The sequence below is a fragment of the Streptomyces sp. NPDC059850 genome, assembly GCF_042731515.1.
In the GTDB taxonomy this organism is placed as follows: Bacteria; Actinomycetota; Actinomycetes; order Streptomycetales; family Streptomycetaceae; genus Streptomyces.
Map to the genome: position 1 here is coordinate 1 of NZ_JBHWJI010000074.1, position 8,903 is coordinate 8,903.

Below are 8,903 nucleotides of genomic sequence, written 5' to 3' on the forward strand. Positions count from 1 at the left end.
GGGGCACCGGTCACATCGGCCAGTTGCAGCGCCACCGTGCCGTTCGCGGCCGACGACAGCCGCACCCGCACGCTGTCCGCACCCACCGAATGCACCCGGACACCGGTCCAGGAGAAGGGCAGCGCGCCGCCCAGGTTCTCGGTCAGGCCACCCAGCGTGATGGCGTGCAGCACGGCGTCCAGCAGCGCGGGGTGCAAGCCGAACAGGTCCGCACCGGGCTCGACGCCCTCGGGCAGCGCGACCTCGGCGTAGACCTCGCCGTCGCCCCGCCAGGCGGCACGCAGCCCCTGGAAGACCGGACCGTAGCCGAAGCCCGCCTCGGCCAGCCCCTCGTACAGCCCATCGATCTCAATGCGCTCGGCACCGGCGGGCGGCCAGACACTCAGCTCGAACGACGGGGCCGACAGCGGCGCGCCCGCCACGAGCACACCCGTGGCATGCCGCACCCACGGCACCTCGTCATCGCCCACATCGGGACGCGAGTGGAGTTCGAAGGCGCGGAGACCGGAGTCGTCCTCGGCGCCCACGGCGATCTGCAGCTGAACCCCGCCGCGCTCGGGCAGGATCAGCGGCGCCTCAAGCGTCAGCTCCTCCACCAGATCGCAACCGACCTGCTCACCAGCGCGTACGGCCAGCTCCACGAACGCGGTACCGGGCAGCAGTACCGAACCCATCACCGCGTGATCGGCCAGCCACGGGTGCGTCTCCAGCGACAGCCGCCCGGTGAACAGGAAGCCCTCCGCAGCGGCCAGGGACACGGCCGTGCCGAGCAGCGGGTGATCGGCGGAGCCCAGACCGGCGAACGTCACGTCGCCCACCGAGGCCGGGACCTCGATCCAGTACCGCTCGTGCTGGAAGGCATACGTGGGCAGCTCGACGCGCTCCGCGCCGGTACCCGCGTAGTACGCCTCCCAGTCCAGGGCCGCGCCCCGGGTGTGCAGAGCAGCAAGGGCGGTGGTCAGGCTCTCGGCCTCGGGGCGGCCGGAGCGCAGCGCGGCCGTGAACGCCGCGTCCTCGCCGGTGACGCACTCCTGTGCCATGGCGGTGAGCACACCGTCCGGGCCCAGCTCGACGTACGTCGTCACGCCCTGCGCTTCGAGCGCGCGGACACCGTCGAGGAAGCGGACCGCCTCGCGGACGTGGCGTACCCAGAAGTCGGCGGTGGCGATCTCGTCGGCGGAGACCACTTCGCCGGTCAGGTTGGAGACGATCGGGAGACGCGGAGCCTCGTACGTCAGACCCTGCGCCACCTCGCGGAACGCGTCGAGCATCCCGTCCATGCGGGGCGAGTGGAACGCGTGGCTCACCGTCAGCCGCTTCGTCTTCCGACCCTGCGCCTCGAACGACGCGGCAACCTCAGCAACAGCGTCGTCGTCGCCCGCGAGGACCACGGACGACGGCCCGTTGAGGGCGGCAATGCTCACCCGGTCGGTGAGCAGCGGCGCCACCTCGTCCTCCGACGCCTGGACGGCGACCATCGCGCCACCGGCCGGAAGCTCCTGCATCAGACGGCCACGCGCGGCCACCAGCTTCGCGGCGTCGGCGAGCGAGAGCACACCCGCCACATGGGCGGCGGCGATCTCACCGATGGAGTGGCCGGAGAGGAAGTCGGGCTTGAGGCCCCACGCCTCGACCAGCCGGAACAGCGCCACCTCGATGGCGAACAGCGCGGGCTGGGTGTAACCGGTCTGGTCCAGCGCCTCGGCGTCGTCCCCGAACACCACCGTCTTCAGCGGCGTTTCGAGGTGCCGGTCCAGCGCATCGCAGACCGTGTCCAGCGCCTCCGCGAACACCGGGTACGCGTCGTACAGCTCACGCCCCATCCCCAGGCGCTGGCTGCCCTGACCGGTGAAGAGAACCGCCAGCTTCCCTCGGGCCTCCGCGCCCTGGACCACTCCCGTCGCGGGCTCACCAGCGGCGAGCGCGGCGAGCCGGTCCAGGAAGGTAGCGCGGTCACCGGCGATGACGGCGGCCCGGTGCTCCATCGCCGCGCGGGTGGTGGCCAGGGAGTGGCCGACCGACACCGGGTCCAGGTCGGGGTGCTCGGCCACATGGCTGTGGAGCCGGGCGGCCTGAGCCCGCAGGGCGTCCTCGTCCTTGCCGGACACCACCCAGGGGACCAGCGGAAGGGCCCGGGGCTCCACCCTCGCATCGGTCTGCCGCAGCTCCGGGGCCTGCTCGATGATGGTGTGCGCGTTGGTGCCACTGATGCCGAACGACGACACGGCGGCGCGGCGCGGGCGGCCGGTGTCCGGCCACGTCTGCTGTTCGGTGAGCAGCGACACCGCGCCCGCCGACCAGTCCACATGTGCGGACGGCTCGTCCACGTGCAGGGTCCTGGGGAGGACGCCGTGCTCGATGGCCTTGACCATCTTGATGATTCCGGCGACACCGGCCGCCGCCTGCGTGTGCCCGAAGTTGGACTTCACCGAGCCGAGCCACAGCGGCGCGTCCTGGGTGTGCTCCTGGCCGTAGGTGGCGAGCAGCGCCTGCGCCTCGATCGGGTCGCCCAGGGTCGTACCGGTGCCGTGTGCCTCGACGGCGTCGATCTCGGCGGCGGACAGCTGGGCCCCGGCCAGGGCCTGGCGGATGACGCGCTGCTGGGACGGGCCGTTGGGCGCGGTGAGGCCGTTGGACGCACCGTCCTGGTTGATGGCGGAGCCACGTACGACCGCGAGCACCGGGTGGCCGTTCTTGCGCGCGTCCGACAGCCGCTCCACGAGGAGCATGCCCACGCCCTCGCCCCACGCCGTACCGTCGGCGGCGTCGGCGAAGGGCTTGCAGCGGCCGTCGGTGGCGAGGCCGCGCTGCTTGCTGAACGCCACGAAGGTGCCGGGGGTCGCCATGACGGTCACGCCGCCCGCGAGGGCGAGCGAGCATTCGCCGTTGCGCAGCGCCTGCACCGCCATGTGGAGGGTGACCAGGGAGGATGAGCACGCCGTGTCGACGGTGACGGCCGGGCCCTCCAGGCCGAACGTGTACGAGACGCGGCCCGAGGCGACGCTGCCGGAGCTGGCGGTGCCCATATAGCCTTCGAGGCCATCGGGAGCGCGGTGCAGCAGCGTGCCGTAGTCGTTGTACATCACGCCCGTGTAGACGCCGGTCCGGCTGCCGCGCACGGTCCCCGGGTCGATGCCCGCACGCTCGAACGCCTCCCAAGTGGTCTCCAGCAGCAGCCGCTGCTGCGGGTCCATGGCGAGGGCCTCACGCGGCGAGATCCCGAAGAACACCGGATCGAAGTCGGGGGCGTCATGCAGGAAGCCGCCGTTACGGGCGTAGCTGGTGCCCTGCTGGTCGGGGTCGTCGTTGTAGAGCGACTCGATGTCCCAGCCACGGTCGGTGGGCATGTCGGTGATGGCGTCCGTGCCCTCGGTGACCAGCTTCCACAGGTCGTCGGGCGAGGCCACCCCGCCGGGGAAACGGCAGCTCATCGCGACGATGGCGATGGGGTCGTCGTCGTGTGCGATCGCGGTGGCGGTGGGGGTGGGTGCTGCCGCGTCGGCCTGGCTGCCCTGGGTCTCGGCCCGCAGGTACGTGGCGAGGGCGGCGGGGGTCGGGTAGTCGAAGGTCAGCGTGGCGGGGAGCCGGACGCCGGTGACCGCGGTGAGGCGGTTGCGCAGTTCCACGGCGGTGAGCGAGTCGAAGCCGACCTCGCTGAAGGCCCGTTGGGGTTCGACCGTTTCGGGCCCGGCGAATCCGAGTACGGCCGCCACTTGCGTGCGGACCAGGGTGAGGACGATCGCCTCGGCCTCGGTGGTGGGTACTCCGGCGAGCTGCTGGGCGAGGGCGCCGGACTGCGCGGCCGCGGCGGCCTGGGCGGCGCGGCGTGGCGGGACGCGGACCAGGCCGCGGAAGAGAGGTGGCAGCATGCCGACGCTTGCCTGCGTGCGGAGTGCCCCCATGTCCAGGGGCATCGGGACGAGGAGCGGCTCGCTCTGTCCGTGCGTGGCGTCGAAGAGTTCGCGGCCCTGGGCTGCGGTGATGGCGGCTACGCCGCCGCGCTGGAGACGGGCGATCTCGGTGTCGTCCAGGTCTCCGGCCATGCCGCCGGGCTCGGCCCATAGGCCCCAGGCTAGGGAGGTGGCGGGGAGGCCGTTTGCTGCGCGGTGCTGGGCCAGAGCGTCCAGGAAGGCGTTCGCCGCCGCGTAGTTGCCTTGTCCGGCGCCGCCGAAGACTCCGGCGGCGGAGGAGAAGACGATGAATGCCTTCAGGTCCAGGTGCTGGGTGAGGTGGTGGAGGTTCCAGGCCGCGTCCGCCTTGGGGCGCAGGACCTTGGCGATTCGGTCTGGGGTGAGGGAGGCGATGACGCCGTCGTCCAGTACGCCTGCCGTGTGGATCACGGCGGTGAGGGGGTGGGCCGGGGGGATGGTGGTGAGGGTCTGGGCCAGGGCGTCTTGGTCTGCTACGTCGCAGGCCGACCAGTGGACGGTGGCGCCCAGCGCTTCCAGTTCGGCGGTCAGTTCGGGCGCGCCCGGGGCCTGGTTGCCTCGGCGGCTCACCAGGAGGAGGTTTCGTACGCCTCGCTCTGCCACCAGGTGGCGGGCGAAGAGGGTGCCCAGGGTGCCGGTTGCTCCGGTGAGCAGGACCGTGCCGTTCGGGTCCCAGTCGGGGGCTTCCGCCGGTGTTGTGGCGCGGGCCAGGCGGGGGGCCTTGATCGTGCCTTCGCGTACGGCAACTTCCTGCTCGCCGGATGCCAGTGCGGTTGGCAGTGCGGCCAGTGAGTCCGCGTGGGCGTCGATGTCCACGAGCAGGATGCGGTCCGGGTTCTCCGACTGGGCGGAGCGGATCAGGCCGCGGACGGCGGCGTGCGCCAGGTCGGCGCCGGAGGTGAGGACGACCAGGCGGGAGTCCGCGAAGCGGTCGTCGGCCAGCCAGGTTTGGAGGAGGTGGAGGGCTTGAGTGGCGGCGTCGTGTGCGGCTTGGGTGGGGTCTTCCCCTGGCCCGCCCCTTCCCGAAACGATGGGCTCCGCCCCTCGACCCCGGTCCTCAAGCGCCGGACGGGCTGGAGTTGCCGCACCCGGGCAGTCAGGTGCCGCGCCGTCCGCGTGCGGCGAACGCCCTTCGGGCGTGTCCTCAATCGCCGGACGGGCTTGAATTGCCAGGTCAACCACTACGTGGTCCGGGAGTGGCGTTCCGGAGGCTACCGCTTCGGCCAGCGCCGCCAGGTCCGGGTAGGTGGGGAGGTCCAGGAGGGCGGGGCCCACCGATGCCAAGGCGTCCTTGGACACCGGCTCGGCGGGAGCCGGGACCTGGGTCCAGTCGACGCGGAACAGGGCATCGGGCGCGGCGCCCGGGCTCGTCGGGGCCAGCTGGTCCGGGGACACCGTGCGGAGGGCCAGGGAGTCTACAGAGGCCACCGGGGCGCCCGTTACGTCCGCCAGCTGGAGCGACACCTTGCCGTTCGCGGCTGAGGTCAGGCGGACCCGTACCGTGTCCGCGCCCACCGAGTGGACGCGGACGCCGGTCCACGCGAAGGGGAGGCCGCCCTGGCCCGGGGTTTCGGTCAGGTCGCTGAGGCCGATCGTGTGGAGCACGGCGTCCAGCAGGGCCGGGTGGAGGCCGAAGAGGGCGGCGCCGGGTTCGGTGGCCTCGGGGAGGGCGACCTCGGCGTAGACCTCGCCGTCGCCGCGCCACGCGGCGCGCAGGCCCTGGAAGGCCGGGCCGTAGGCGAAGCCCGCCTCGGACAGGTCCTCGTAAAGGGTGTCGACGGAGATCTGCTCGGCGCCCGCCGGGGGCCAGGTGGTCAGGGTGAAGGGGGCGGTCGGGGCGCTCTGCCCGAGCAGGCCCGTGGCGTGGCGTATCCACGGCTCGTCGTCGGTGGCCGCGTCGGGGCGGGAGTGGAGTGCCAGGGTGCGGCGGCCGGTGTCGTCTTCGGCGCCCACGGCGATCTGGAGCCGGACCCCGCCCTGTTCGGGCAGGATCAGCGGGGCCTCCAGGGTGAGTTCCTCGACCAGATCGCATCCGGCCTGCTCACCGGCGCGTACGGCGAGTTCCACGAACGCCGTGCCGGGCAGCAGGACCGTGCCCATCACGGTGTGGTCGGCCAGCCACGGGTGGGTGTCCAGGGCGAGCCGCCCGGTGAACAGGAAGCCCTCCGCGGCGGCCAGCGAGACGGCCGCGCCGAGCAGCGGATGGTCGGCGGTGCCGAGGCCGACCGAGGAGACGTCGCCGTACGCGGTGCCCGCGTCCAGCCAGTAGTGCTCGCGCTGGAAGGCGTACGTGGGCAGCTCGACGCGCTCCGCGCCCGTACCCGCGTAGAACGCCTCCCAGTCGGGGGCGGTGCCCCGGGTGTGCAGGGTGGCCAGGGCGGTGGTCAGGGTCTCGGCCTCGGGGCGGCCGGAGCGCAGTACGGGGATGAACGCCGCATCGTCACCGGTGACGCACTCCTGCGCCATGGCGGACAGCACGCCGTCCGGGCCCAGTTCGAGGTACGTGGTGACGCCCTGGGCGTCCAGGGTGCGGATGCCGTCGAGGAAGCGGACGGCCTCGCGGACGTGGCGTACCCAGAAGTCGGCGGTGGCGATGTCCCCGGTCAGGTTGGAGACGACCGGGATCTTCGGGGTGTCGTACGTCAGGCTCTCGGCGACCTTGCGGAACGCCTCCAGCATCGGGTCCATCAGCGGCGAGTGGAACGCGTGGCTGACGGTCAGGCGCTTGGTCTTGCGGCCCTGGGACTCGAAAGACGCGGCGATCTGCTGAGCGGCGTCCTCGTCGCCCGCGATGACGACCGACGTCGGGCCGTTGAGGGCGGCGATGCTCACGCGGTCGGTGAGCAGCGGCGCCACCTCGTCCTCGGACGCCTGGACTGCGATCATCGCGCCGCCGCCCGGAAGCCGCTGCATCAGGCGGCCGCGCGCCGCCACCAACAGGGCGGCGTCGGCGAGCGACAGCACGCCCGCCACATGCGCGGCGGCGATCTCGCCGATGGAGTGGCCGGAGACGAAGTCGGGCTTCAGGCCCCACGCTTCGACGAGGCGGAACAGCGCCACCTCGATGGCGAACAGCGCGGGCTGGGTGAAGCCGGTGCGGTCCAGGGCTTCGGCGTCGTCTCCGAAGAGGACGTCCTTCAGCGGCCGTTCGAGGCGCGGGTCGAGCGCGGCGCACACGGTGTCGAACGCCTCGGCGAAGGCCGGGTACGTGGCGTACAGCTCGCGGCCCATGCCGAGCCGCTGGCTGCCCTGGCCGGTGAAGAGGAACGCCAGCTTGCCCCGGGTCTCCGCGCCCTCGACCAGCCCGGCGGCGGGCTCGCCCGCCGCGAGGGAGGCGAGCCGGTCGAGGAGCGTCTCGCGGTCCCCCGCGATGACGGCCGCGCGGTCCTGGAGGGCGGCGCGGGTGGTGGCGAGGGCGTAGCCGGTGGACAGCGGGTCCAGGTCGGGGCGTTCGGAGACGTACGTGTGCAGCCGGGCGGCCTGGGCGCGCAGCGCGTCCTCGCCCTTGCCGGACAGCAGCCACGGGAGGACGGGGAGGTCGCGTGGGGGCGCGGTGGCCTCGGGAGCGTCTTCGGTGTCTTCGGCCTCCGGCGACGGGGGCTGTTCGATGATCAGGTGGGCGTTGGTGCCGCTGATGCCGAACGACGACACGGCGGCGCGGCGCGGGCGGCCGGTCTCCGGCCACGGGCGGCCCTCGGTGAGCAGCGAGACGGCCCCGGCCGACCAGTCGATGTGCGGCGACGGCTCGTCCACGTGCAGGGACTTGGGCACATAGCCGTGCTCGATGGCCTTGACCATCTTGATGATCCCGGCGACACCGGCGGCGGCCTGGGTGTGGCCGACGTTGGACTTGATGGAGCCGAGCAGCAGCGGCCGTTCGGCGGGCTTCTCCTTGCCGTACGTGGCCAGCAGCGCCTGCGCCTCGATGGGGTCGCCCAGCGTCGTACCGGTGCCGTGTGCTTCGACGACGTCGATCTGGTCGGCCGTCAGCCGTGCGCTGGCCAGCGCCTGGCGGATGACGCGCTGCTGGGACGGGCCGTTGGGGGCGGTGAGGCCGTTGGAGGCGCCGTCCTGGTTGGTGGCGGAGCCGCGTACGACGGCCAGCACCCGGTGGCCGTTCTTCCGCGCGTCCGACAGCCGCTCCACGAGCAGCATGCCCGCGCCCTCGGACCAGCCGGTGCCGTCGGCGGCCGCCGCGAACGACTTGCAGCGGCCGTCGAAGGACAGCCCGCGCTGGCGGCTGAACTCGGTGAAGGTGCCGGGCGTCGACATCACGGTGACGCCACCGGCGAGCGCGAGTGAGCATTCGCCGTTGCGCAGCGCCTGCATGGCCAGGTGCAGGGTGACCAAGGACGACGAGCACGCCGTGTCGACGGTGAGCGCCGGGCCCTCCAGGCCGAAGGTGTACGCCACCCGGCCGGACGCGATGCTGCTGGAGCCGCCGGTGCCGAGGTAACCCTCGACACCGGGCGGTACGGCGCGCAGCCGCGAGGCGTAGTCGTGGTACATGACGCCCGCGAAGACGCCGGTTCGGGTGCCGCGTACGGAAGTGGCGTCGATGCCCGCGCGCTCGAACGCCTCCCAGGTGGTCTCCAGCAGCAACCGCTGCTGCGGGTCCATCGCGAGGGCTTCGCGCGGCGAGATCCCGAAGAAGGCCGGGTCGAAGTAGTTGGCGTCGTGGAGGAAACCGCCCTCCCTGACGTAGCTCGTGCCCGAGCCGTCCGGGTCGTCGTCGAAGAGCCGCCCCATGTCCCAGCCACGGTCGGTGGGGAACTCGGAAATGCCGTCCCCGCCCCCGGACACGAGCCGCCACAGGTCCTCGGGCGACTCCACGCCACCCGGGTAGCGGCAGCTCATGCCGACGATCGCGATGGGCTCCTGGTCCTCCGACTCCACCTCCTGGAGGCGGCGTCGGGTCTCGTGCAGGTCGGCGGTGACCCGCTTGAGAAAGTAACGGAGCTTTTCCTCATTCAT

1 protein-coding gene is annotated in these 8,903 nt (G+C 72.5%); it reads right to left on the reverse strand.

Translation table 11 applies throughout. The features are described from left to right. On the reverse strand, positions 1-8,903 hold an 8,903-nt coding region (locus ACFV9T_RS37950), incomplete at its 3' end, for a type I polyketide synthase (RefSeq protein WP_385447203.1).